We start from the raw sequence: 23,988 nt of genomic DNA, 5'->3' as shown, positions 1-23,988 counted from the left end.
TTAGAGCGCTCCATTGCCTCCACCCACGGCGACGCTGTAGCGTGCGACACACATCGATACCGACGGGAGGCGACCATGACCAGACCGACCATGGAGGACGTCGCCGCCCGCGCCGGCGTCTCCCGGGCGCTGGTCTCGCTGGTTATGCGCAACTCCCCCAAGGTCAGCGAGCACCGCCGCCGCGCGGTGCTCACCGCTGCCGCCGAACTCGGCTACCAGCCGCACGCCATGGCGCGGTCGCTGGCCAGCCGGACCTCCAATATCGTCGGCGTCATGGTGTCCGACCTGCGCAATCCCTTCTTCGCCGATGTCGTCGAGGGCATGGACGAGGCGGCACGGCAGGCCGGGCTCGAGCTCATCCTCAATACCGGCCGCCGCAGCGCGACACGGGAACGGACCGCGCTGGAGAGCCTGCTGGCCTTCCGCCCGGGCGGGGTCATCCTGCTCTCCCCGGTGCTGCCGGCCTCCGCCATTCGCGACGCGGCGACGAGCTGCCCGGTCGTCCTGGTCTCGCGCACCTCCACCAGCCCGGCCGTGGACACGGTCAACGACGACGGCGAGCTCGGCGCGGCACTGGCCGTGGATCACCTTGTCGCCCTGGGGCATCGGCGCATCGTGCACCTCGACGGCGGCGCGGCCTTCGCGGCGCCGCCACGGCGCAAGGGCTACACCACCGCCATGACTCGCTACCACCTCGAACCCATGGTGATTCCCAGCGAGCACACCGACGAGGCGGGCGCGGCCGCCGTCCGCACCCTGCTGAACATCTTCTCCCCCAGCGCTTTTCCCACCGCACTGGTGTGCGGCAACGATTTCAACGCCGTGGGCGCGATGGCCGCGCTCGAACAGGCGGGACTGCGTGTGCCCGAGGACGTTTCGGTCGTCGGCTACGACAACACCTCGCTGGCGACGCTGCGGCACGTCGCGCTCACCACCATCGACCAGCCGCGCACCCGCATCGGGCGGCTGGCCGTGGAGGCCCTCACCGAGCGACTGCGCGCCGACCGCACCGATCCGGTGCGCAAACGCCTGGAACCCTCACTGGTCATCCGCTCGACCACCGCCCCACCCCGCGACTGACAGGAGCCATCGCCATGTCCCCGATCACAGTGGGCCTCGCCGGCACCGGCCGCATCGGCACCTCCCACGCCGAAACCCTCAGGGCCCTGCCGGGCGTGGGTACGGTGGCCGTCACCGACACCGATGCCGAACGCGCCCGCGCCACCGCCGACAAACTCGAGGTGGAGTACGCGCCCGATATCGAGGCGCTCTTCGCCGCCGGTATCGACGGCCTGGTCATCACCACCGCCACCGACTCCCATCCGGCCCTCATCACCGCCGCCGTCGACCGCGGCATCCCGGTCTTCTGCGAAAAGCCCATCGCCGCCGACATTCTGGGCACGCTGCGGGTGGTCGAACACGTGGAGCGCTCGACCGTCCCGGTCCAGATCGGCTTCCAGCGCCGCTTCGACGCCGGATACCGGGCCGCGCGCGCCGCCGTCGCCGCCGGGGACCTGGGCTGGATCCACACCCTGCGCGCCACCACCCTCGACCCCGCGCCACCGCCCGCCGACTACATTCCGCGCTCGGGCGGGCTGTTCCGTGATTGCGGCGTCCACGATTTCGACATCATCCGTTGGGTCAGCGGCCGCGAGGTGGTGGAGGTCTACGCCACCGGATCCAATCGCGGGGAGCGGTTCTTCGCCGACGCGGACGATGTCGACACCGCCGCGGTGGTGCTGCGTCTCGACGACGGCTCACTGGCCAATGTGGCGCTCAGCCGCTACAACGGCGCGGGCTACGACGTGCGGCTGGAAGTGCTGGGCTCCAAGGGCAATGCCATCGTCGGGCTCGACGAGCGCGCCCCGCTGCACTCGGTCGAACCCGGCCAGGCGCCGTCGGCCCTGCCCGCCTATCCGGGCTTCATGGACCGCTTCCACGCCGCCTACGCCGAGGAGCTGGCCACCTTCCTGGGTGTGATCACCGGCCGGCTGGCCAATCCGTGCCCGCCCGCCGACGCCCTGGAGGCCTTCTACATCGCCGAGGCCTGCGAGCTGTCCCGGCATCAGGGCAAGCCGGTGCGGCTGGCCGACATCCGCCGCTGAAACTTCGGCTATCGCAGCGCGGCCGCCGCGTTTACCCTTCGGTGTGCCCGGTGATCACAGCGGGACCACCGAGACGAGAGCTATTGGGATGAGCGGCAATTCGATACCACCGGGCTATCATCCGCAGGACGAGCTGTGGACGCAGGACACCGTCGTGTTCGACGCGGTGCGCGACGACCACGACGGGCAGCAGGCCGGACCAGGCGGCCGGCCGCGAAATTCGCAGGCCAGCCGGTACGTGATCATCGGCCTCACGGCCACGATCGTCGTAGCGTTGCTGGCCATCGGCGGCCTGCTCCTGTCCGGCCACGGCAGCTGGGACGCGGCCCCGAACGCCACGAAGGGCCCCGCGCCGACGCGAATCCTGCTCACGACCACCACATCCGCGTCACCCACGACGACCGCACAGGTGGACGAGGTGACCACGGCGCCCGACACGGCCACCACCACCACGACCACCACCACGACCGCCCCGACGACCAGCGCGGCCGCGGTCAGCGGGACCTGCACCCAGCCCGGCCAGACCGCTGTCGCCGGCGACGGATCGGTCCTGACCTGCAACGCGGCCGGAGACGGCACGCTCCGCTGGCTGTCGGTCAGCACGCCCTCGCTCGGATTCCCGTGCAACGCGAGCGAAGCCGGGACCTTCAGCTACGCCCCGAACGGCACCCAGCTGCTGTGCTCCCGCCGCGCGGGATCGACCACACCGACCTATGCGTGGGACAGCCCGGGCCCCGTGGCCAGCGGAACGCACGAGCCCGGCCAGATCTGCAATCTCAAGAAGGATGTGGTCGCCAAGTCATCCAGCGGCCGGGCCGTCTACTGCCTGCCCACCAATGGAAACAACAACGGCAACTACATCGGCGCATGGAAAGCCGTGCCCTGAAACCGATCTCCTACAGGGTGACGACACCCAGCTGGATCAGCTGGGTGAGGGTGTCGGCCACGCCCCACACCTCGGCGATCCGGCCGTCGGTGAAACGCATGATGAAGATCTCGTTGTACCGCACGGCCTTCCCGGTCGCCGGGCGGCCCAGGAACGCGCCGTCATTGGTGCCGGTGACGACGGTCCGGCCGACCACCTTGTCGCCCTCGGCGATCATGTCCACGACGTCCAGCTCGATGTCGGGATAGCCGGTCACGAAGGCGCGCATGATCTGCTCGAGCCCCGCCGCGCCCGAATGGTCGACCGGGAACGGAACATTGAGGATGGCGTCCGGCTGGGTGATCTCGTGGATGGTCTTCGAGATCAGTTCCATGTCACCGGTACTCACCACGTCGTGCAGGAGTTTGAAGGTCGCCTTGTTCTGTTCTTGCTGCATGCCCCATGAGACACCGGCGCACGCCGACATGTGACAGGCCCGACCGTGACCGTCGTCACTACCGCCTGTGGTGTCAGCTCACCAGCAAACCGACAGCGAGACCCGTCATGACAAGCGCGATCATCGAATCCAGCACCCGCCACGCGCGCGGCTTCGCGAAGACCGGGGCCAGCAGCCGCGCGCCGAAACCGAGCGAGACGAACCAGATCAGGCTGCCCGCAATGGCTCCCGCGGTGAGGAACCAGCGATCCGGGGTGGCATAGGTATTGGCGAAGGAACCCAGCAGCACGACCGTGTCCAGATAGGCGTGCGGGTTGAGCCAGGTGACGGCCAGGCAGGTGGCCACGGCCGCGCCCAGCGCGATGGGCGCGCCGCCGCCCGCGGACAGGGCCGAGGCGGAGAACGCGCGCTTGGCAGCGAGCGCGGCATAGCCCAGCAGGAAGGCCGCCCCCGCGTACCTGGCGATGGTCATGACCATCGGGGCCGAGTTCACGATCGCCCCGAAGCCCGCGACACCCAGGATCATGAGGATCACATCGGAGCCGATGCACACCGCGACCACCGGCAGGACATGCTCGCGCCGGATCCCCTGACGCAGCACGAAGGCATTCTGCGCGCCGATCGCCACAATGAGCGACAGGCCGAATCCGAGTCCCGAGATGGCCGCCAGGGCCGCCGATGATGCGTTCACTCGATAGAAAGTAGGGCAGTCGTCCAGCACCAGGCCAGCTAAAGATTCTGAGGCACCATTACGATTGCTTACTATGGACCTGCAGCTCGACCAACTGCGCGCCCTCGACGCCGTCATCAGCGAGGGCACCTTCGACGCCGCCGCCCGCAGACTCAGTGTCACGCCCTCGGCAATCAGCCAGCGCATCAAGGCGCTGGAGGACGCCGCGGGCCGCATCCTGGTGCAGCGCACCAAACCGGTGCAGCCCACCGAATCCGGGCTGACGATGCTGCGACTGGCCCGCCAGATCCAGTTGCTCACCGGCGATACCGCGCGCGAACTCGGCGACGTGCACCAGCCCGGCGCCGCCCGGGTGGTCATTCCCATAGCCGTCAATGCCGATTCACTGCAGACGTGGGTCATTCCCGCGCTCGGCCGTGCCGCCGCCGGGGTGTCGTTCGACATCCATCGCGAGGACGAGGAACACACCACGCGCTTGCTGCGCGACGGCACCGTCATGGCGGCCATCACCTCCACCGCCGCACCGGTGCAGGGCTGCACGGTGCGGCGGCTGGGGGCCATGCGCTATCGGCCCATGGCACAGCCCGCCTTCGCCCGCACCTGGTTCCCCGACGGCGCGAATGCGAAATCCTTCGCACACGCGCCCGTGGTGCTGTTCGACCGCAAGGACGATCTGCAGTTCCGGCTCATGCGCCATTACACCCGCAAGCCCGTGGATCCGCCCCGGCATTACATCCCGTCCTCGGCCGGATTCAATGACGCGGTATCCGCCGGTATGGGCTGGGGCATGATCCCAGACCTCATGATCCGCCCCGAGGACGAGCTGATTCCGCTGGACGAGAAGATATTCGTGGATGTCCCGCTCTACTGGCAGCAATGGCGGCTCGACTCCCCCGCTTTGACCCTCGTGGCCGCTACGATCGCCGAGGCGGCCGGGGAATCCCTGTTGTGAAAGGCCACAGGTTGTGATCGGCCACAAGGAGATTCATTTTCCGTCACCCGGGGTAATAGATGACGTGGGCGGGGTCGGATGCGATAGTCGAAGGCATTGCGGTTAGCCAGGAAGGAATTTCGTTGTCCCAAACTGTGCGCGGCGTCATTGCACGCTCGAAGAACGCCCCGGTGGAAGTCACCGACATCGTCATCCCGGACCCGGGTCCGGGTGAGGCCGTGGTGCGGGTGCAGGCCTGCGGGGTGTGCCACACCGACCTGCATTACCGCGAGGGCGGCATCAACGACGAATTCCCGTTCCTGCTCGGGCACGAGGCCGCAGGCATCGTGGAATCGGTGGGCGAGGGCGTCATCGATGTGGAGCCCGGGGATTTCGTCATCCTGAACTGGCGGGCGGTGTGCGGTTCGTGTCGCGCCTGCCGCAAAGGCAAGCCCTGGTACTGCTTCTCGACCTTCAATGCCTCCCAGCCCATGACGCTCACCGACGGGACCCCACTGACCCCGGCGCTGGGCATCGGGGCCTTCGCCGAGAAGACCCTGGTGCACGCCGGGCAGTGCACCAAGGTGGACCCGAGCGTGTCCCCCGCCGCGGCGGGGCTGCTGGGCTGCGGTGTCATGGCCGGGCTGGGCGCGGCCATCAATACCGGTGGGGTGAGCCGCGGTGATTCGGTCGCCGTCATCGGCTGCGGCGGTGTCGGCAACGCCGCCATCGCGGGCGCGAAGCTGGCGGGCGCGACCACCGTGATCGCGGTCGACATCGACGAGCGGAAGCTGGAGTGGGCCATCGGATTCGGAGCCACCCACACCGTCAATGCCGCCAAAGAGGATGCGGTGGAACGGGTTCGGGAACTCACCGACGGCTTCGGCGCGGACGTGGTGATCGATGCCGTGGGCCGCCCGGAGACCTGGAAGCAGGCGTTCTACGCGCGCGATCTGGCGGGCACCGTGGTGCTGGTGGGCGTGCCGACACCGGACATGACCCTCGAGATGCCGCTCATCGACTTCTTCTCACGCGGTGGATCGTTGAAATCCTCCTGGTACGGCGACTGCCTGCCCTCACGCGACTTCCCCTATCTCGTCGAACTCTACAAACAGGGCCGGCTGGACCTGGACGGGTTCGTCTCCGAGACCATCGCGCTGGACGATGTCGAGGCAGCCTTCACCAAGATGCATCACGGCGACGTGCTGCGCTCGGTGGTGGTGCTCTGATGGCGCACATCGACCATGCCGTCACCATCGGCACCTTCAGCCTCGACAACGAGACCTTCGACGTCGACAACAATGTCTGGGTGGTGGGCGACGACCTGGAGTGCGTCGTCATCGACGCGCCGCACAATGTCGAGGCGATCCTGGATGTCATCGGCACCCGCAAGGTCAAGGCCATCCTGGTCACCCACGCGCACGACGACCACATTCGCGTCGCGCCCGAATTGTCCAGGGCCACCGGCGCTCCCGTGCTCATGCATCCCGACGACCTGGTGCTGTGGCAGCACACGCATCCGGAAACCAGCCCCGACGGCGAGCTGTCCGACGAACAGGTGATCGAGGTCGGCGGGACCGAACTGTACGTGCTGCACACGCCGGGGCACGCCCCGGGCGCGGTCTGCTTCCACTCCCCCGACCTGGGCGTGGTGTTCACCGGCGACACCCTGTTCCACGGCGGGCCGGGCGCCACCGGGCGGTCCTACTCGGACTTCGGCACCATTGTCGAGTCGATCGCCGACCGCCTGCTCACCCTGCCGCCGGAGACCCTGGTGCACACCGGGCATGGCGAATCCACCACCATCGGAGCGGAATCCCCGCAGCTCGAGGAGTGGCGCGCCGGGGTGAACTGACCCGATGCGGCACGGCAGTAGGACCGGTCCGGCGCATGTCACCGGACCGGTCATCTGTCGAGCTCCCCAATCCGCCCCACACTGCGGCGCGCCCACCCCGGACACGCCGGACTCGCCGGTTTCGTAAGCTCATTTTCAAGTTTTTCGCGGCAAACCGGCGCCTAGAGTTGTCCATGAGAAACCTGACAACCGCTCTGGCCCTGACGTTCGTGCCGCTTCTCGCCGTGGGGTGCTCATCCTCCGGTTCGGACTCGGTGAGCAAGAGTGACGTGCAGACGAAGGCCACCAGCTTCTACAAGGACAAGTCGCACGAGGACGCCAAAACCGTGACCTGCGACGGCAGTCTGCCCGCCAAGGTGGACGCCACCCAGACCTGCACCGCCACCTCCGCCGACGGGCAGACCTGGGCGATCGATGCGAAGGTCACCAAGGTGGACGGCAAGGACGTCTACTACGACCTGACCCTGACCGACGCCTTCGTGGCGCCGGACGACGTGGCCTCCACTGTCTCGAACTTCTACCAGTCGAAGGTGGGCGCCGCCCCGCAATCCTCTACCTGCAACGGCCTGCTGCGCGGCGCCACCGGCTCGACCATCCGGTGCGTGGTGACCGAATCCGACGGCACCCGCTGGGGCGTCACCGCCAAGACCACGAACGTGGAGGGCTCGAAGGTCAACTACGACATGATCGTCGACGATCAGCCGATGCCCTGAACCCGGGGACTATCGGCACGAATAGAGCGTGGCCTCGGCCAGTTCACCCACCACGTCCGAGAGCTGGCCGCGGGTTCGGAAGGCATTGAGCTGACGCCGCGCACCGTTGCCGCGCGCCAGGAGCGCGGCCACGGTGTCGGTGACGAAGGCGAGGTCGTCCAGCTGTTCCAGGGCGGGCCGGATGCGGTCGATGAGCCGGGTCAGCAGGTCCGCCACCGGGACCGTGCTCCCGTCGAGCGGATCGATGCCGGTCCCGTCGATGCCCTCGTGCGCCGCCTTCCAATATGCCGCGCGCAGTGTGTCTTCCGCGACGACGGGCACGGAATCGGTTGTGCGGGCGGTCATTGCGCAGGCGCGCACCAGGCTGGCCAGCAGCGCCGACTCCTCCACGGTGGCGGGCACATCGCTGACCCGTACCTCCACCGTCGGAAAGGAGCTGGAGGGCCGCACATCCCAGTAGACCATCTTGCGATCCAGGATGACGCCCAGCGACAGCATGGACTCCACGGCCGCCTCGAACTCGGCGACCGAACCGAAGTACGGCGGCGGACCGGCGCTGGGCCAGCGCCGCCACAGGATATGACGCCAGCTGTGGTAGCCGGTTTCGACGCCGCGGTAGATCGCCGAGTTGGCGGTCAGCGCCAGCAGCAGGGGCAGCCAGGGCCGCAGGAAGTTGCTCACCTGCAGCGCGGCGGCCCGGTCGGGCACCGCCACGTGCACGTGGCAGCCGCACAGGCCCTGTTCGTGCGCGAGCCGGCCGAAGCTCTCGACGATCCGGCTGTAGCGCGGGTTGGCGGTGATGGCGAGATCGTCGGGAATGGTCGGCGGTACCGCCGCGGCGAGCAGCAGCGCGTCGTTCTTCTCCGCGCAGGCCGCGGCGCCGCGCCGCAATTCCCGCAGTTCCCGAAGCAGATCACCGGTATTCGTGTGCACGCGGGTGCTGGTCTCCACCTGGCACCGCATGATTTCCAATTGCAGGTCAATGCCGAGATCCGCTGCGGTCCGGGCGACGTCGGCATTTCTGCCGACCGGCACGCCACTGCGCGGATCCACGAGGAGAAACTCCTCTTCGACACCCACTGTCGGCGGGGCTTCCACCAATCATGTGTACCTCACCGGGAACCTGCCGACACCTGCCGGAATGGTCTCTCCGGTCCGCGGCCGGTCGGGCCCCGAGTGCGCGCCGCGGCCTCGAACTGTCGGTCGGGTGGTTCACAATGCCGGGTATGGCATACGACGAGGAGCTGGCCGACCGGATCAGGGACGCACTCGGGCCCGAACTGGTCAATGTGGTCGAGAAGAAGATGTTCGGCGGCCTGGCGTTTCTGGTGGGCGGCAATATGGCCGTCGCCGCCAGCGGCAAGGGCGGGCTGATGGTACGCACCGATCCGGACACCTCCGCGGCGCTGCTGCGGGCGGGGTCGGTCGAGCCGATGGAGATGGGTGGCAAGAAGATGAACGGGTGGCTGCGCGTCACCACCGCGACCGTCGCCGACGACGATGCACTCGACGAGTGGGTGCGGCGCGGGGTCGACTTCGCCAAGACGCTACCGCCCAAATAGGGGGCAATCGATGTGCGCCGGGGCACAGCTCCGGCGCGACTGTGGCCCGCTTCACCGAATGACCAGCTGCGGCAGGAGGTTTGCCGGGTTCCGTCACCCCATCTTTACACCGCACCATGGCTGGGGAAACGTGCGTCCAGCACTGTGGTGAACATGAGGCAAACCGAGATCCATACGCTGGCCTGCGAAGTCTGCGGTCGTCTGCCCCATCCGAAGCGCACCCGCATGGCGCTGGCCAAGCTCGCCGCGGTCCTACCGGTCGAGCTCGCCCTGCACGCCCTTGTCATCCACTTCGAACTGCCCTATCTGGCAACGGTTTCCGTGCTGGCCGTCACCGCCACCATTCTCGTCATCTGGGTGGTCGAACCCGGTGCGATGCGCTATCTCGGCCGCTGGCTGCACGCCCCGGAACTGCGCCACCGCCACCGCCTCGACAACGCCGAGCGGCTGTGGCGTATCCGGGTGCACCTGGACAACAAGCCCGGGCGGCTGGAACTGCTGGCCAAGCAGCTCGCCGACCGGCGGGCCAACATCCTCGCCGTGCACGTGCATCACCTGGAGAACGGCGTGCTCGACGAGCTGGTGGTCTCGACGCCGGCCGAGATCGGTCCGCTGCGACTGACCCAGGCCATCGCCCGCGCGGGCGGGGTCGCCGCCGGCATCTGGCCCGCGTCGGCGCTCACTCTGGTCGACGGCCAGACACGGGCGCTGGGACTGGCCGCGCGGGTGGCCGCCGATCCCGCGGAACTGCCGCTGGTCATCGCCGAACTGCTGGGTGCGCAATACGTTCCGGATCCGGACCCGGGCCGCGTGCCCGGCGGCACCCTGCTCGAGATCGGCCCGCACGACGATCTCGCGGCCATGACCTTCCTGCGCACCGGGGAGCCGTTCACGCCCGCCGAGATCGCCCGGGCGCACCGGCTCACCGATCTGGCCCTGGTCACCGCCCGGCAGCACTGACCCTCCACCAGCGGATTCCCTTCGCGCATCCCACTATTCAGGACGCGGTACCGGGGCGTACAGATTTTCGTACCGCATAGTTTCACTTCGTGGCAGACTCCCTGATGCGCATTCGATCGAAACGCGCACTAGGGGTTGGTTGATCGATGAGTTTGCGGCGAAGCGGTGCGCGACGGGAGGATCCGGACATCGGCGGGAATCCCCCCGCCCGCAAGGTGATTCGCACCGCGAAGCTGGCCGCGGTACCGCTGGCCTACGCCGGGCGGCAGGCGGCCGGGGCCGGCAAGCGCGCACTGGGCCGGCCGGCGGGTGAGATCGATCGGGAGATCCAGCTGCGTACCGCCGAGCACATGGCCGAGGTGCTGGGCGAATTGAAGGGCTGCGCCGCCAAACTGGGCCAGGTCCTGGGCATCTACGAGCTGGCCCTGCCGCCGGAGCTGGCCGAGCCCTATCGGATTGCACTGGCCCGGCTGCAGGACGCCGCGCCGCCCATGCTGCCACGCACCGTGCACACCGTGCTGGCGGCGTCCTTCGGCCCCGATTGGCGGGACAACTTCCGGGAGTTCGACGATCGCCGGGCCGCCTCGGCCACCATCGGCCAGGTGCATCGGGCGATCTGGCGCGACGGCCGGGCGGTTGCGGTCAAGGTGATGTACCCCGGCGCCCGCGCGGCCGTGGACAGCGATCTGCAGCGGCTGCGCGGACTGGCCTGGCTGACACCGGTTTTCGCGCCGCACGCCGACGGTCGCGCGGTGGTGGACGAGCTGGCCGAATGCCTGCGCATGGAACTGGATTTCACGGCCGAGGCACAGAGCCAGCGTCGCTTCGCGGAAGCCTACGCCGGGGATCCGGATTTCCGGGTGCCGCAGGTGGTGGCGCAGAGCGGCGATGTGATCGTCGGCGAGTGGCTGGACGGAATTCCGCTGTCCCGCTTGATCACCGCGGGCGCGCAGGCCGAGCGCGACCGGATGGGCATGCTGGCGGTCCGGTTCTTCTGGTCGTCCGCGCCACGCTCGGGGCTGCTCTACGGCGATCCGCATCCGGGCAATTTCCGGGTGCTGCCCGACGGCCGCCTGGGCGTGGTGGATTTCGGGGCCTGCCCGGCGTGGCCGCCGGCCCAGTTCCCGGCGCTGGTGCACGACCTGGCCGACGCGCTCATCAATGGCGGACCGGCCGAGCTGGACCTGGCCACGCGCAGCCACGGGTTCACCGACGGGCAGCGCGGCCTGGACAGCGCGGGGCTGGCCGAGAAGCTGCTGCCGTTCACCGAACTGCTGCGGCACGAGACGTCCCGGGTCGACACCGAGTGGCTGCGCGGCCGCACCCGCGACGCCATGAGCCCCAGGCTCGACAATGTGTACCGTCAGCTCGGGATACCCGCGTATCTGATGCCGTTCCAGCGCGGGCTGGTCACCCTGCTGGGGCTGGTCGCGCAGCTGGGGACGACCGGGCCGATGCGCGCCGAGATTCTGCGCTGGTCACCGGAATTGAGCGCGGTCATGGACCGGCATCGGGCACGCGGCGGGCAGCCGGCCGATCTCGATGCCGGGCGGCGGCGGCGGGCGGACGCGGCGGCGACCGGGTTCGCGGCGGGCTGAGCCGCACCGGACGGGGGTGCGGGATCACCGTCGCCCCAGGGTCTTGATCACTGTCCCAGACAGAACTACCCTGGGGTGACAGGCGCAACGTAGCGCCAGAGTCTGTCCGGAAGGTCCCCGTCGTGACCACTGCATCCAAAGACATCCGCCCTCCTGAGCTTTCGGCTCCGGACCACGAGGTCGCCGTCATCGGAGCGGGACCCGGCGGCATTGCCGCGGGGGTCGAGCCGAAGCGGGCGGGGGTGCGCGACTTCGTCCTGCTGGAACGGGCCGATGAGGCCGGCGGCAGCTGGCACGAAAACCACTACCCGGGGCTCGAAGTCGATATCCCGTCCCTGGCCTACCAGTACTCGTTCGCGCGAAACCCCAACTGGAGCAGGCTGTTCGCCTCCGGCGCGGAGGTGAAGCGATATCACATGGCGGTGGCGCGGCGGTTCGGGTTGTATCCGCACATCCGGTTCGGGACCACCGTGGTCGGCGAGGAGTGGGACGAGGACCGGCGCCGCTGGACGCTGCATCTCGAGAATGGCGAATTCGAGCGGCTGCCCGCTCGACCCCGCCGTTCGACAAGGAAGTCGAGCCCATGATGGAACTGCCGAAATCGGTCCGGATCGCGCTGGGCGCGACCGGATACGGCGTCAGCGACCGCCGCCTGGCACCGGCCGTGAGGGGCCGGGTGATCCTGGTGACGGGTGCGTCCTCGGGCGTCGGGCGCGCCACCGCGCGGCGCCTGGCCGCCAATGGCGCGACCGTGCTCGCGGTCGCCCGCCGCGAGTCCCTGCTGGCGGAATTGCGGACGGAGACAGCGGAATTCCCGGGAACCGTCCACCCCTATCCGGCGGATCTCTCCGATACCGAGGCCTGCGCGGCACTCATCAACCGCGTGCTGGCCGAGCACGGGCACGTGGATGTCTTCGTCAACAATGCCGGTAAATCGATTCGCCGCTGGCTGTCGGATTCGCTGGACCGCTGGGACAATTTCGACGACACCGCGCGCATCAACTTTCTCGGCCCCATGCGTCTGGTGCTGAGCCTGCTGCCGTCCATGCGGGGGCGCCGCCAGGGGCACATCGTCAATATCAGTACCGCCGGTGTGCACGGCCCGGGTGTCGGCTGGACGGCCTATATCGCCTCCAAGTCGGCGTTCAATTCCTGGATGCGCGGCGCCGCACCGGAATTGCGGGCGGACGGCATCGATGTCACGACTGTTCACCTGCAGCTGGTGCGCTCGGACATGCTGGGTCCGTACCGGATCTATCGCTACACCCCGAGCATGTCGACCGAAGAGGCGGCGAGCATGGTGTGCCGGGCAATCGTGGACCGCCCGCTGGCGATCCGGCCGTGGTGGGAGCGGGCGAGCGCGCCCCTGTCCTATGCACTGGACAATTCCCGTGCGGCGCAACGGTTGCTGACCACCTATGCGAAGGCCGGGAACTGGAACAATCGGCCGGTCGACTGGGCCGGGCCGATCGGGCGGGTCGAGCGGGCGGCCAACCTGCTCGACGACGCGGTGACGGTGGCCGGGTGGATTCCGGCCAGCGGCGCGCTGAACCTGGTGCCGCCCACCCGGATTCCCCAGCTGGCCCGGGCCTTACGCGAAGGGATGGGGCCGGCCACGGCCCTGTCGGTGTGCGCCGCGCGGTTCCCCGATCGGCCCGCCATGATCGACGACGAGGGCCCGATCAGCGCCGCCGAGCTGGATCGGCAGGTGCAGCGGCTGGCGGCGGCGCTGCGGGCGCGCTGGGATGTGCGGCGTGGGCAGCGGGTCGGGGTGCTGTGCCGCAATCACCGCGGATTCGTGATCGCGGCCTATGCGGCGGCGCGGCTGTCGGCGGATCTGGTGCCGTTGAACTACGGCTTCGCCGGGCCGCAGATCGGTGAGGTGCTCGACCGCGAACGCGTGGAATTGTTGCTGTACGACGGCGAATTCCATACCGCGATAGACAAATCCGGCTATCGGGGTCGGCGGGTGGTGGTGCGGGGGGCTGCGGACGGCCTGCCCACCGTCGCGGGGCTGGTCGCCGCGGGTGGGCCACCGGTGCGCGAACCCGCAGGCGGGGGCACGATCATTCTGCTCACCGGCGGCACCACCGGAGTACCCAAAGGTGTGCCCCGCACACTCGGCGCGCGGTCCGTGCTGGCCGGGCTGAGCCCACGCATGGTGCTCGCGCTCAGCGACCTGGCCCGGATCGAACCGATTCCGCGGCTCGGCCGGCCCATGGTGATCGCGCCGCCGCTGCATCACACCTACGGGTTCCTGGCGATCGGCGCGGCATTCCTGCTCGGGTCGACCGCCATCGTGCACGACCGGTTCGACGCCGAGACCGTGCTCGCCGATATCGAGCGACACGGTGTGCAGATCGCCTGCCTGGTGCCGACCATGCTCAAACGCATCATGGATCTCCCGGCTGCGGACCGCCGCCGCTATCACCTCGAGAGCCTGCACATGGTGATGTGCGGGGCCGCTCCCCTGCCGCCCTGGCTGGCCACCGCCTTCATGGACGAGTTCGGCGAGGTGCTGTTCAACGCGTACGCCTCCACCGAGACCGGTGTGGGGACCTTCGCCACGCCCGCGGACCTGAGGGCCGCGCCCGGGACGGTGGGGCGGCCGCTGGCCGGGATCGTGGACATCCGCATCGTCGACGGCGAGGGCCACGAGGTGCCCGCCGGTGTCACCGGGCGGATCGTCAACAAGAACCCGAGCCTGTTCGCCGGCTACAGCGACGGCCGGACCAGGGACATGGTCGGACAGCACATGGACTCCGGTGATCTCGGGCATGTCGATGCCGAGGGCCGGCTGTTCGTGGACGGCCGCTCCGACGACATGATCGTCTCCGGCGGCGAGAACGTCTTCCCCCAGGAGGTCGAGGAGGCGCTGCTGGCTCATCCGGCGGTGGCCGACGCCGGGGCCGTGGGGGTGCCCGACGACGATTTCGGGCAGCGGCTGGCGGCGGCCGTGGTGCTCCGGGCCGGGGCGCACGCCGGGGCACGCACCCTGCAACGGCACATCAAGGCCACGCTGGCCGGCTACAAGGTGCCGCGCGACATCGTGTTCGTACCCGAACTGCCGCGCACGACCGCGGGCAAGCTACGGCGGCAACAGCTTCCGGAGGTCATCGCGCGGGCGCGCGCGACGGCCGAGTCCGGCGACTCTCTCGAATCCGATTCGTCCAGGACATGAGGTCTCAGCCATGAGCGCTACCAATGGTTCCCAGCCCCGGCCCACCCATGAGGTCGTGATCGTCGGCGCGGGTCTGGGCGGGATCGGCGCGGGTGTCGCGCTGCGCCGGATCGGGGTCGAGAACTTCGTCCTCGTCGACAAGTGGCCGAAGGTCGGCGGCACCTGGCTGACCAACACCTATCCCGGTGTGGCCGTGGATATTCCGTCGCCGGTGTACAACTTCTCGTTTCAGCCGCGGTCGCACTGGTCGCGGTTCTTCGCGCCGGGCACGGAATTGCAGCGGTACGCGGAGGAGGTCGTCGATCGGCAGGGGCTGCGCGGCAAGCTGCGGCTCGGATCGGGCGTCGTGCGAGGGGTTTTCGACGAGGAGCGGGACGTATGGCGGATCGCTCTCGAGGACGGCGCGGAGATCACGGCACGCTATGTGATCGGCGCGGTCGGCGGGCTGGAGCAGCCGCACAATCCGGATATTCCGGGGATCGGCGACTACACCGGCAAGATCATGCACAGTTCCCGGTGGGATCACGACTACGACTACCGGGGTGAGCGGGTGGCGGTGATCGGCACCGGAGCCACGGCGCTGCAGGTGATTCCCGAACTGGCCAAGGAGGTCGCGCAGCTGACCGTGTATCAGCGGCGGGCCATCTGGATCGGACCCAAGGTGGACTTCCCCATGGGGCCGGTCGCGAATGCGGTGCTCAACTTCGCCCCATTGCAGCGGACGGTGCGCTTCGTCGGCAATGTGGGCGTGAACGCGGGTCTGGGAGCCGGGCTGGCCATCTCCAACTATCCGCGATTGACCTCGATGGGCATGACGGCGGCCGAAACCGCCATGAAGGCCTTTCTTTTCAGTCAGGTGCGCGATCCCGAGCTGCGCCGCAAGTTGACGCCCGACTACAGGTTCGGGTGCAAGCGGCCGTCGATCTCGAACTCCTATTTCAAGACCTTCACGCTGCCGCATGTCGATCTGGTCACCGAGGCCATCGAGCATTTCACGCCGACCGGCGTCGTCAGCGCGGACGGGCGGGAGCGGGAATTCGATATGGTGCTGTGCGCCACCGGATTCAAGGTGATGGAGAAGGGGTACACGCCGCCCTATCCGATCTACGGTCGCGACGGGCTCGAGCTGGGCGAGTTCTGGGACGAGCACCGCTTCCAGGCCTATCAGGGGGTGTCGGTGCCCAGGTTCCCCAATGCCTTCCTGATCGTCGGGCCCTACGCCTACGCGCCCGGCTCGTATATCCCGCTGATCGAATCGACCTCGGCGCACGCGGCCCGGGTCATCGGAGAGGCCCGCCGGCGCGGCGCGACCCGGGTGGAGGTGCGGCAGCAGCCGCACGACGAGTACTTCGCCCGGATGGACAGGCGGGCCAAGCGGACCCACCTGTTCACCCAGGGCTGCATCACCTCGAACACCTACTACATCAACTACCAGGGCGATGGCGCGGCCTTCCGGCCCTCCACGCAGCTGGAAATGTATTGGGAGAACCGGCATTTCCCGCTGGACGACTACCGTTACACCACCGCGGCGGTGCGCGAGCTCCAAGACGCGGCCTCCTGAAAGCCCCGGGCGTGCAGCAGGCCGATCACTGCTCCTCGGCCAGCACCGCGAGCCGATCCACCGATCCCCGCAGCATCTCCGGAGTGGTGGCACGCGCCCGGACCAGGCGCTTCTCATCGGCCAGATCGGTCCAGTCGTAGGTGTGCGTCACGCGGGTCCGGTTGTCGCCCAATGGCTCCAGCTCCCACCGCCAGAGGTGCCCGGGAGGCTGCGCGCCGGGTTCCGAAGGCAGCCAGGCGATTCGGCGCACCTCCTCGAATTCGACGATCCGATTCTCCCGGACCGCTCCATTGGTGAGTGTCATCTCGAAGACGTCACCGACCGACCGCACCCGCTGCCCGGGCTGCGCGTGTGCGAGATTGTCGTTCGCATCCCAGCGCGGCTGCTGCGCCGGATCAGCGATCAGTTCGAATATCCGCGCGGCACCCGCGGCTACCTCACGCTCTGCGGACACGGCTCGCCTGGCTTCTCCATCTTCGCTCATACCCCGATCGAACCACCCCTCGAGCCGGCCACCGCGCCCGGGGAGGCCGGGCCGACCAAGCGGTGGCAAGCCGGGGAGTGCCAGGCCCTGCCCGACCGGTGACGCACCACTTCCGCAACGGCGTCGGCCTGTAGCGCGGAGGTAGCTCGGGTCTGCTGAAACACCCAAGTCCCGGCGGTGTGCAGAATAGGACGATGACCGTTCGACAGCTTGTTTCCTCAGGTGCCCAATGGGAGCCGATCGTCGGCTATTCGCGCGCGGTCCGCGTCGGCCAATGGATCGCGGTGGCCGGCACCACCGCCGCCACCCCCGACGGCCCGCCCGTAGGCGGCGACGATATCGCCGAACAAACCCGCGAGGCCCTCCGCCGAATCGCCGCCGCGCTCACCGAAGTCGGCGCCTCCCTCGAAAACGTCATCCGCACACGAATCTACGTCACCGACATCTCCCGCTGGGAAGAAGTAGGCAAGGCCCACGGCGAAGTCTTCGCCCAAATCCGCCCCGCCGCCACCATGCTCGAAATCTCCCAACTGATCGACCCGGACCTCCTGGTCGAAATAGAAGCCGACGCGGTACTCCCGTAGCCGCGCTCTGCCTTCACGCGTCGGAAATCCCAGTCGGCCCCTGGAGTTCGGGTTCGGGGCTGCCCGGTGCCGTACGAGTGGAGTGGGAGCTCGGCTCGAGGTTCAGGACATCTATGAGAGACGGGCCCTTGTCATGGGTCGTCGACGAGGGCGAAAGCATGCGTGTTTTCGTGCACGAGCACCACCGCATGAAAGGTCCCACCGCCAGGATTCCCCGCCCCGATACCGACGGCGAACCGGCCGGCGTCCGAGTGGGCCGCAACCGTCCAGCCGAACGCGCAGGACACGAGTTCGCCTCGGGGACCGACGAATTCACCGAACGCTCGGCGGTCCGTCCCGGTCGCCCCCGATGTCGGCGCTTCGAACAGCCGGCCTGGGATTACTTGCACATTCACGCGGCAACCTCAGCCGGACACCGTGAACATGACGATGCCATCAGGAATCGGTCGGGTGGTCGGGGGCGGGGCGGGGTCGAGGGGTTTGAAGGGCTTCGATTTGGTGGCGGAGTTGGTCCAGCAGTTTCTCGGGATCATCGAAGTCGGCGGGGTTGGTGGGGGCGCCGAAGTGGATGGTTACCGGGTGGCGCCGGTTGAAGGGGTGACCATCAGTGGCGGCGCGGCGGATGGGGAGGACTTTGTTGGTGCCGGTGGTGGCTACCGGGATGATGGGGACGCCGGTTGTCAGGGCCAGATTGGCTACGCCGGGTTTGTAGGGCTCGTGGTCACCGGGTGCGACCAGGCGGCCTTCCGGGTAGATAATGAGCACGCCGCCGTGGTGGAGAATTTGCTCCGCTTCGGCCATGGCATTGCGGCCGGAGTCGGGGTCGCGGCGAATGACGGGAATCTGGCCCAGGCGGCGGACAAGCCAGCCGATAACCGGCCAGGACCACAGTGCGGCCATGGCAATGGCGATGGCACGACGGCGGAGCGCTCCCCAGAGGAAAACCGCGTCGAGCATCGAGATGTGGTTGCTCGCGATGATGACCGGACCGGTTTTCGGAATCCGGTCGCGGCCGATCACGGTGACGTGGACGAAGTTCGACCACGCCAGGATGCGGAGAAGGCGTCGGACCAGGTGCGTCGTCAGCCAGGCTCGCTTGCCCAGCCCTTTGGGGCGTCGTGCTTCGGTGTTCATCGCTCTCTCACATGGGCAGTCCGGCAATGGTTTTCATCCTCACTGGACATAAGGGCGCGCGCCACCGCAGAACTACTCAGGGGCCGACCGGAAGCCGTGCCATAGCAGATTGCTATGCCTACTTTTCGGGCGTAGCCTGAAGATTGCTGTACTCACAGCAGAATGGCAAAAGAATTCAGTAAAGGGTCGAGTGCGGCCATGACTGGAAACTGGTGGCGTCACACCGTTTTGTCTCAATTGTCCCGATCTCCGGCGAATGCGGCGGTGCTCTTCCTCGTCGTCGAAGACGGTACCAAGGTCATCACCTTCCCGAGACTCAACTGGGGAGTCGTGGCGACCGCGTCCGCCGCGGTTATCGCAATCGCCATCGCAATCCTGCTGCTGGTGAGCACCGCGCACTTCGACGAACCGCAGACACCGGCACCGACATCGCCCGTATCATGCGAACCGTTCTGCCCCACGCCGCCGTGAACGCTGTTCACCAATCGGTCAGTTGGGGATGAAAACCATTACGTCGGAATCCGATTCAACCTCCGGCGTGGCGTCATGGAGCGCCGCGACCTGGGAGACGATGGCCGGTCCCGGGCCCGTGACAAGAGCGCCACGCGGGGCCGAGCAGCGACAGGCATGGACGCCGAGCGAGTCGGACAACAGTGCCGACGGAGCGGCTACATGCGTTACCCACTTCTGGTGTGGGCCTTCATCTTCGGCTCGTGGTGAGCACCAGAGATCGCCATCACACCAGCCTCGGATACCTTCCGGGTCGCTTCCGGAACCGTTCACCGGCAACGCCTCTCCCCCGGCCTCAGGCGAGCCGCCGCCGCGATCGACACCGACCTGATCGCCGTCCAAGAACTTGGCAGCACCGATCGTGCCCCGGCGCAGCGGCCGCGGCACAGCACCCGCCGGACCCCGATCACCGTGCCGCCGCCGCAATGATCATTGTCCCGCCACACTGACCCGTGACCAACCGGACATTTCGGTTATAGCCTGTAAAAAGCCCTCAATGGCGAGCTGATGAACAGGGTGATGGCGATGGCTCGGTGCGACTTGGTGATACACGGTGGCACGGTGTTCGACGGCACCGGGAAGCCGCCGGTACGCGCGGATGTGGGGGTGACCGACGGCAAGGTCACGGTCATCGGCGAGATTCCGGACGGGGAGCGCACGGTCGACGCCACCGGCCGATGGGTGATGCCGGGCATGCTCGACGTGCACACCCACTACGACGCCGAGGTGCTCGGAAGTCCCGGATTGGGGGAATCGGTCCGGCACGGAGTCACCTCGGTCGTGCTCGGGAACTGCTCGCTGTCCACCGTGTATTCGGAGGCCGAGGACTGCGCCGACCTGTTCGCACGCGTCGAGGCCCTGCCGTGGGACGCGGTGCATTCGGCCGTCAAGGAGCACAAGGACTGGGACGGCCCGCACTCCTATGCGAAGGCCATCGCCGACCGCCCCCTCGGCGCGAATGTCGCTGCGTTCCTTGGACATTCGGATATGCGCGTCACCGTCATGGGCCTGGCCCGCGCGGTGGATGCGGCGGCACGGCCGACGGAGGCCGAGCTGACCCGCATGTGCGCCATGCTCGACGACGCCCTCGACGCCGGTTTCCTGGGCCTGTCCACGATTCGCAGCTCGTTCTCCAAGCTGGAGGGCGTCCGATTCCCCACCCGGCAGCTGCCGTCCACGTACGCCACCTGGCGGGAGTACCACGCCCTCAATGCGATCCTGCGGCGCCGCGGCCGCGTGCACCAGAGCACGCCCAACCTCACCGCCCGCGCCGAGATCGCCCGCTATTTCGCCGAGAGCGCGGGCCGTTTCCGCAAGCCGCTCAAGACCACCCTCATCGCCGGCATGGACGTCAAGGCCGACCGCACCATCGCCCGTGCCGCCACCACCGCGGCCTGGATCGTGAATACCGTTGGCGGAGCACGCTTCCGGTGGCAGCATCTGCCGGTCCCGTTCGAGGTGTACGCCGACGGCGTGGACCTGGTGGTGTTCGAGGAGTTCGGTTCCGGGGTCGCCGCGCTCAATATCCGCGATGTCATGAAACGCAGCGAACTGCTGGCAGACGAATCCTATCGCCGCGATTTCCGCAAGGACCTGGCCAAGAAGTACGGCCCGCGCGTGTGGAACCGCGACCTGTACGACGCGGTGATCGTGTCCTGCCCCGATCCGGAGGTCGTCGGCAAGTCCTTCGGCGCGGTGGCGGACGAACGCGGCATCCATCCGGCCGACGCCCTGCTGGATCTGGCGGTCGCGCACGGCCCGGCGCTCCGGTGGCGCACCGTCATCGCCAATGATCGCGAGGAGGTTCTGGACCGGCTGCAGCGCTCGCCGATGATGCAGGTGGGTTTCGCCGATTCCGGTGCGCACCTGCGCAATATGGCCTTCTACAACTTCGGGCTGCGCCTGCTCGAACGCGCGCACCAGCGCGGATTCCTGCCGCTCGAGACCGCGATCCACCGAGTCACGGGCGAATTGGCGGACTCGTACGGCCTGGACGCCGGTCATCTGCGAGTCGGCGGCCGCGCCGATATCGCCGTCATCGACCCCGCCGGTTTCGACGGCTCCAGCAGCGCTTACACCGAGGCGCCGTTCCCCTGTGTCGCGGGCCTGCAGCGCATGGTCAACCGCAATGACGGTGCGGTGGCCGCCACCGTGGTCGGCGGCCACCTGGTCTACGAGTACGGCGAATTCGCGCCCGGTTTCGGCACCACGCTCCGCGCGGGCACCTTCCTGACCGCGCAGCACTGACACCGAACGACGCGCCTACACGAGTTCGGGCATCCTGCCGCGCGCGCGATACTCCTGGGGCGGGCAACCCTGCCACCGCCGGAAGGCCCGGATGAAGGAGGCGGCCTCGGCGTAGCCCAGCCGCCCCGCCACCTGTTCGGTGGTCATATCGGTCCGGTTGAGCAGTTCCTCCGACAGTGCCTGCCGCACCTCGTCGAGCAGCGTGCGGAAGGAGGTGCCCTCCTCGTGGAGCCGCCGCGACAGCGTGCGCGCACTGACGTACATCTCGGCCGCCACCGCCGACTGGTCCGGAAGCACCCCCGGATTGCGGATCAGCAGATCCCGCACCGCGCCCGCGACGCCGGTACGAGCGTGGCGGCGGGCCAGCAGGTCCCGGCACATCTGCTCGCATCTGCTGCGCGCCCACTCGTTGGCCTGCGGCAGCGCCACATCCAGATGGGCGGCGTCGAACGCGAGCTCGGTGCCGGCCGCGCCGAAGTCCGGCTCCACCCCGAAGACCGACCGATATCGCGCGGTATCGGCGGGTGCGCCGTGCCGGAAACTCAAGCGCCGCACCGGAACTCCCACAGAGAACAATTCCCGAGCGATCACCTGGACACCTGCCATGACCCGCTCGCCCAGAAAGGCGCGGACATCCTCGGGAAACTCCCGATCATCGAACCGCAGCCGCCCTTCGCCGTCCGCCTCCTCGAAGCTCAACCGGCCGAAGGCGAACGCCGGCTCCACGCAGTGCAGGGCAACCTGCACGGCGTCCCGCAGCGTGCGGCTGGCCATCAGGGCCAGCCCCCACGGACCGCGCAGCGAGACGCGATAGCGGAGACCCGCCTCCACACCCAGCCCCGATTCGTCCCCGAACCGGGCGAGCAGATTGCGCACCACCGTAAGTTCCTGCCGCGCAGACAGGTCCGCGTATCGATCGATCACCGCCTCGTGCGGCACTCCCGTGCCCGCCAGGCACTCCCCCACCGGCATCCCCCGTTCCTCCGCGAGTCGCGTCACGATGTGCACGCCGGAGGTGTTCCTGACTAGATCCCAGTCGAACATGTACGCGTCGTCCTCTTCGACTACTCCCGACCAAATGTCTGTTCCCCATCGGGTTGGCGAAACATATCAACGAGAGACCGTCCGGTGTGGCGCAACCGACAGATTCGAATGCGACGCATGATGTATTTCGGGCGACACGCGATTCGTCACGTAACAGCCGCTGCCCCCGTGCGATTCATCGACATCCGGTCCGGACGACGACCAGCAATCGAGGTCTTCCCACCATGAGCTCCATCGCCATCCTGCTAATTCCCGCACTGGCGGCATCCGCCTTCGGCATCGGCATTTGGCTCGGCATCCGGTCGGCTACCGGCGAATCGGCCGCGGAAAGCCGCCAGGCCCGCTGCACCGAGGTCCTGCGCTCACGGCCCGACATCCAGACGCAACCCCGGCCCGCCACCTGGCCGGAGTCCCGCCGAGCCCGATAACGTCTGCCGTATGAGCAGCAACACCACCCGTTCCGTGGTTGTCACCGGCGCGTCCTCCGGCATCGGCAAGGCCACCGCCGCTGCCTTCGCGGCCCGCGGCCACAAGGTGATCGGCACCAGCCGCAACCCCGACGCCATCGCCGCCGCCGACCGCGTGGCCGGAGTCGAATACCGTGCGCTGGACATCACCGACCTCGACTCGATCGACCGCTTCACCACCGCGCTCGGCGCAATCGACATCCTGATCAACAACGCCGGAGAAAGCCAGGCCGGACCGCTCGCCGAACTGCCCCGAGAAGCGATCGAAAGACTGTTCCAGCTCAACGTGTTCGGTGCGGTATCGCTGACACAGGCGGTGCTGCCCGGGATGCGCCAGCGAGGCTACGGGCGAGTTGTCATGGTCGGTTCCATGCTGGGCAGCTTCCCCATGCCCTACCGCTCCTCGTATGTGGCGACCAAGGCGGCACTGCGCGGGTTCGCGACAGCCGCCCGGTTCGAGGAGTCGCCGTACGGGGTCTGGATCACCACCGTGGAACCCGGCCAGATCGACACCGGCCTGAGCGAGCGCCGGATGAAATACATCGCCGAAGGCTCTCCGCACGCCGCAGAGTTCACCAAGTTCATGGCAAAGCTCGACAGTCAGATGAGCAAGGGGATCCCGCCCGGGAAGGTCGCGGAAACCATTGTGTCAGCAGCCGACTCGGACCGACCGAAGCCGCTGTATGCGGTAGGAAGCAATGCCCCGCTGATGTTCGCCATCCGCCGCATCCTGCCTCGCACTGCGATGGAGCGGCTGATCGCTACCGCCCAAGGGCTCAAACGATAAGGACGAAATGCCGAAGAACCGAAACCCAAAGAGACAGACAAAGATTACCTAGTAAGGGATTTACCAAACGACCGAATCCACACCGCCACAACGAAAATCACCACACGCACGGCGTGGCAGCCTTGACATAGCTCACATCAGCGTCCCGGACATCGGCTAGTACTCCAGCCGTAGTTCGTGACCGTGTGGATTGCCTGGTCGGGGACGGTTGGGGGTGGTGTCGGCGTGTCGAGCCGGTGAAGGGCGGCCACC

The 23,988-nt window shown here is 68.0% G+C and carries 23 protein-coding genes and 1 pseudogene; 18 read left to right on the top strand and 6 right to left on the bottom strand.

What is annotated here, in order from left to right:
• Nucleotides 1–75 precede the first annotated feature (75 nt).
• From ACIRRA_RS38850 to ACIRRA_RS38840, 3 genes are all read left to right on the top strand, one after another.
• Nucleotides 76–1,080, top strand: coding sequence for a LacI family DNA-binding transcriptional regulator (locus ACIRRA_RS38850; protein WP_402779118.1), 1,005 nt, complete (start codon nucleotides 76–78; stop codon nucleotides 1,078–1,080).
• Nucleotides 1,081–1,094: 14 nt separating this feature from the next.
• The gene (locus tag ACIRRA_RS38845) at nucleotides 1,095–2,105 is read left to right on the top strand and encodes a Gfo/Idh/MocA family oxidoreductase (protein WP_402779116.1); all 1,011 of its coding nucleotides are present in this window, start codon (nucleotides 1,095–1,097) and stop codon (nucleotides 2,103–2,105) included.
• 88 nt (nucleotides 2,106–2,193) lie between these two features.
• Nucleotides 2,194–2,991, top strand: coding sequence for a hypothetical protein (locus tag ACIRRA_RS38840; RefSeq protein WP_402779115.1), 798 nt, complete (start codon nucleotides 2,194–2,196; stop codon nucleotides 2,989–2,991).
• A gap of 10 nt (nucleotides 2,992–3,001) precedes the next feature.
• Here the strand turns inward: ACIRRA_RS38840 and ACIRRA_RS38835 are convergent, their stop codons facing one another.
• Nucleotides 3,002–3,427, bottom strand: coding sequence for an ester cyclase (locus tag ACIRRA_RS38835; RefSeq protein WP_402779113.1), 426 nt, complete (start codon nucleotides 3,425–3,427; stop codon nucleotides 3,002–3,004).
• A gap of 73 nt (nucleotides 3,428–3,500) precedes the next feature.
• Nucleotides 3,501–4,118 carry a LysE/ArgO family amino acid transporter gene (locus ACIRRA_RS38830; protein ID WP_402779110.1) on the bottom strand — a complete coding sequence of 206 codons (618 nt, stop codon included), beginning with the start codon at nucleotides 4,116–4,118 and terminating at the stop codon, nucleotides 3,501–3,503.
• Between the two features lie 73 nt (nucleotides 4,119–4,191).
• On the opposite strand from ACIRRA_RS38830, the gene ACIRRA_RS38825 reads away from it, so the two are divergent.
• The 4 genes from ACIRRA_RS38825 to ACIRRA_RS38810 all read left to right on the top strand — a co-directional run bounded on the left by ACIRRA_RS38825 (nucleotide 4,192) and on the right by ACIRRA_RS38810 (nucleotide 7,617).
• Nucleotides 4,192–5,070 carry a LysR family transcriptional regulator ArgP gene (locus ACIRRA_RS38825; protein WP_402779107.1) on the top strand — a complete coding sequence of 293 codons (879 nt, stop codon included), beginning with the start codon at nucleotides 4,192–4,194 and terminating at the stop codon, nucleotides 5,068–5,070.
• A gap of 122 nt (nucleotides 5,071–5,192) precedes the next feature.
• Nucleotides 5,193–6,278 (top strand): S-(hydroxymethyl)mycothiol dehydrogenase, encoded by a 1,086-nt coding sequence (locus ACIRRA_RS38820; protein ID WP_402779104.1) that lies wholly within the window; start codon nucleotides 5,193–5,195, stop codon nucleotides 6,276–6,278.
• Nucleotides 6,278–6,904 carry an MBL fold metallo-hydrolase gene (locus ACIRRA_RS38815; protein WP_402779102.1) on the top strand — a complete coding sequence of 209 codons (627 nt, stop codon included), beginning with the start codon at nucleotides 6,278–6,280 and terminating at the stop codon, nucleotides 6,902–6,904. Before ACIRRA_RS38820 ends, ACIRRA_RS38815 begins: the two co-directional genes overlap by 1 nt.
• Nucleotides 6,905–7,077: 173 nt before the next feature.
• On the top strand, nucleotides 7,078–7,617 hold the full coding sequence (locus ACIRRA_RS38810) for a DUF4333 domain-containing protein (RefSeq protein ID WP_402779100.1): 540 nt from the start codon (nucleotides 7,078–7,080) through the stop codon (nucleotides 7,615–7,617).
• Nucleotides 7,618–7,626: 9 nt separating this feature from the next.
• Here the strand turns inward: ACIRRA_RS38810 and ACIRRA_RS38805 are convergent, their stop codons facing one another.
• Nucleotides 7,627–8,715: a glutamate--cysteine ligase gene (locus ACIRRA_RS38805; RefSeq protein WP_402779097.1), complete on the bottom strand. Its 1,089-nt coding sequence runs from the start codon at nucleotides 8,713–8,715 to the stop codon at nucleotides 7,627–7,629.
• A gap of 128 nt (nucleotides 8,716–8,843) precedes the next feature.
• Between ACIRRA_RS38805 and ACIRRA_RS38800 the strand changes: the two genes are divergently transcribed.
• The 6 genes and pseudogenes from ACIRRA_RS38800 to ACIRRA_RS38775 all read left to right on the top strand — a co-directional run bounded on the left by ACIRRA_RS38800 (nucleotide 8,844) and on the right by ACIRRA_RS38775 (nucleotide 16,479).
• Entirely contained in the window at nucleotides 8,844–9,179 is a 336-nt protein-coding gene (locus ACIRRA_RS38800) for a TfoX/Sxy family protein (RefSeq protein ID WP_402779095.1), read from the top strand.
• A 153-nt stretch (nucleotides 9,180–9,332) separates the two neighbouring features.
• A complete protein-coding gene (locus tag ACIRRA_RS38795; RefSeq protein ID WP_402779092.1) occupies nucleotides 9,333–10,139 on the top strand; it encodes an amino acid-binding protein in 807 nt (268 codons plus the stop codon).
• A gap of 146 nt (nucleotides 10,140–10,285) precedes the next feature.
• Nucleotides 10,286–11,737 carry an ABC1 kinase family protein gene (locus tag ACIRRA_RS38790; RefSeq protein ID WP_402779090.1) on the top strand — a complete coding sequence of 484 codons (1,452 nt, stop codon included), beginning with the start codon at nucleotides 10,286–10,288 and terminating at the stop codon, nucleotides 11,735–11,737.
• A gap of 143 nt (nucleotides 11,738–11,880) precedes the next feature.
• Nucleotides 11,881–12,267 (top strand): annotated as a pseudogene (locus ACIRRA_RS38785) (NAD(P)-binding protein); the annotation flags it as partial.
• A 53-nt stretch (nucleotides 12,268–12,320) separates the two neighbouring features.
• Nucleotides 12,321–14,918 carry an SDR family NAD(P)-dependent oxidoreductase gene (locus tag ACIRRA_RS38780; protein ID WP_402779087.1) on the top strand — a complete coding sequence of 866 codons (2,598 nt, stop codon included), beginning with the start codon at nucleotides 12,321–12,323 and terminating at the stop codon, nucleotides 14,916–14,918.
• Nucleotides 14,919–14,928: 10 nt separating this feature from the next.
• A complete protein-coding gene (locus ACIRRA_RS38775; protein WP_402779084.1) occupies nucleotides 14,929–16,479 on the top strand; it encodes a flavin-containing monooxygenase in 1,551 nt (516 codons plus the stop codon).
• Between the two features lie 25 nt (nucleotides 16,480–16,504).
• Here the strand turns inward: ACIRRA_RS38775 and ACIRRA_RS38770 are convergent, their stop codons facing one another.
• Nucleotides 16,505–16,963, bottom strand: coding sequence for an SRPBCC family protein (locus ACIRRA_RS38770; RefSeq protein ID WP_402779081.1), 459 nt, complete (start codon nucleotides 16,961–16,963; stop codon nucleotides 16,505–16,507).
• 194 nt (nucleotides 16,964–17,157) lie between these two features.
• On the opposite strand from ACIRRA_RS38770, the gene ACIRRA_RS38765 reads away from it, so the two are divergent.
• Entirely contained in the window at nucleotides 17,158–17,547 is a 390-nt protein-coding gene (locus ACIRRA_RS38765) for a RidA family protein (RefSeq protein WP_402779078.1), read from the top strand.
• A gap of 435 nt (nucleotides 17,548–17,982) precedes the next feature.
• Here the strand turns inward: ACIRRA_RS38765 and ACIRRA_RS38760 are convergent, their stop codons facing one another.
• A complete protein-coding gene (locus tag ACIRRA_RS38760; protein ID WP_402779075.1) occupies nucleotides 17,983–18,681 on the bottom strand; it encodes a lysophospholipid acyltransferase family protein in 699 nt (232 codons plus the stop codon).
• Between the two features lie 162 nt (nucleotides 18,682–18,843).
• On the opposite strand from ACIRRA_RS38760, the gene ACIRRA_RS38755 reads away from it, so the two are divergent.
• Nucleotides 18,844–19,152 carry a hypothetical protein gene (locus tag ACIRRA_RS38755; RefSeq protein ID WP_402779072.1) on the top strand — a complete coding sequence of 103 codons (309 nt, stop codon included), beginning with the start codon at nucleotides 18,844–18,846 and terminating at the stop codon, nucleotides 19,150–19,152.
• Nucleotides 19,153–19,716: 564 nt separating this feature from the next.
• On the top strand, nucleotides 19,717–21,438 hold the full coding sequence (locus ACIRRA_RS38750) for an amidohydrolase family protein (RefSeq protein WP_402779070.1): 1,722 nt from the start codon (nucleotides 19,717–19,719) through the stop codon (nucleotides 21,436–21,438).
• A gap of 15 nt (nucleotides 21,439–21,453) precedes the next feature.
• Here the strand turns inward: ACIRRA_RS38750 and ACIRRA_RS38745 are convergent, their stop codons facing one another.
• Nucleotides 21,454–22,482: an AraC family transcriptional regulator gene (locus ACIRRA_RS38745; protein WP_402779067.1), complete on the bottom strand. Its 1,029-nt coding sequence runs from the start codon at nucleotides 22,480–22,482 to the stop codon at nucleotides 21,454–21,456.
• Nucleotides 22,483–22,706: 224 nt separating this feature from the next.
• Here ACIRRA_RS38745 and ACIRRA_RS38740 point away from each other — a divergent pair, with 224 nt between their 5' ends.
• A complete protein-coding gene (locus ACIRRA_RS38740; protein ID WP_402779064.1) occupies nucleotides 22,707–22,910 on the top strand; it encodes a hypothetical protein in 204 nt (67 codons plus the stop codon).
• Between the two features lie 10 nt (nucleotides 22,911–22,920).
• Nucleotides 22,921–23,736 carry an SDR family oxidoreductase gene (locus ACIRRA_RS38735; protein WP_402779061.1) on the top strand — a complete coding sequence of 272 codons (816 nt, stop codon included), beginning with the start codon at nucleotides 22,921–22,923 and terminating at the stop codon, nucleotides 23,734–23,736.
• Nucleotides 23,737–23,988 lie beyond the last annotated feature (252 nt).

Source organism: Nocardia sp. NPDC101769, from assembly GCF_044766925.1.
Classification (GTDB): domain Bacteria; phylum Actinomycetota; class Actinomycetes; order Mycobacteriales; family Mycobacteriaceae; genus Nocardia.
This window is presented reverse-complemented; position numbering and strand designations above follow the sequence as displayed.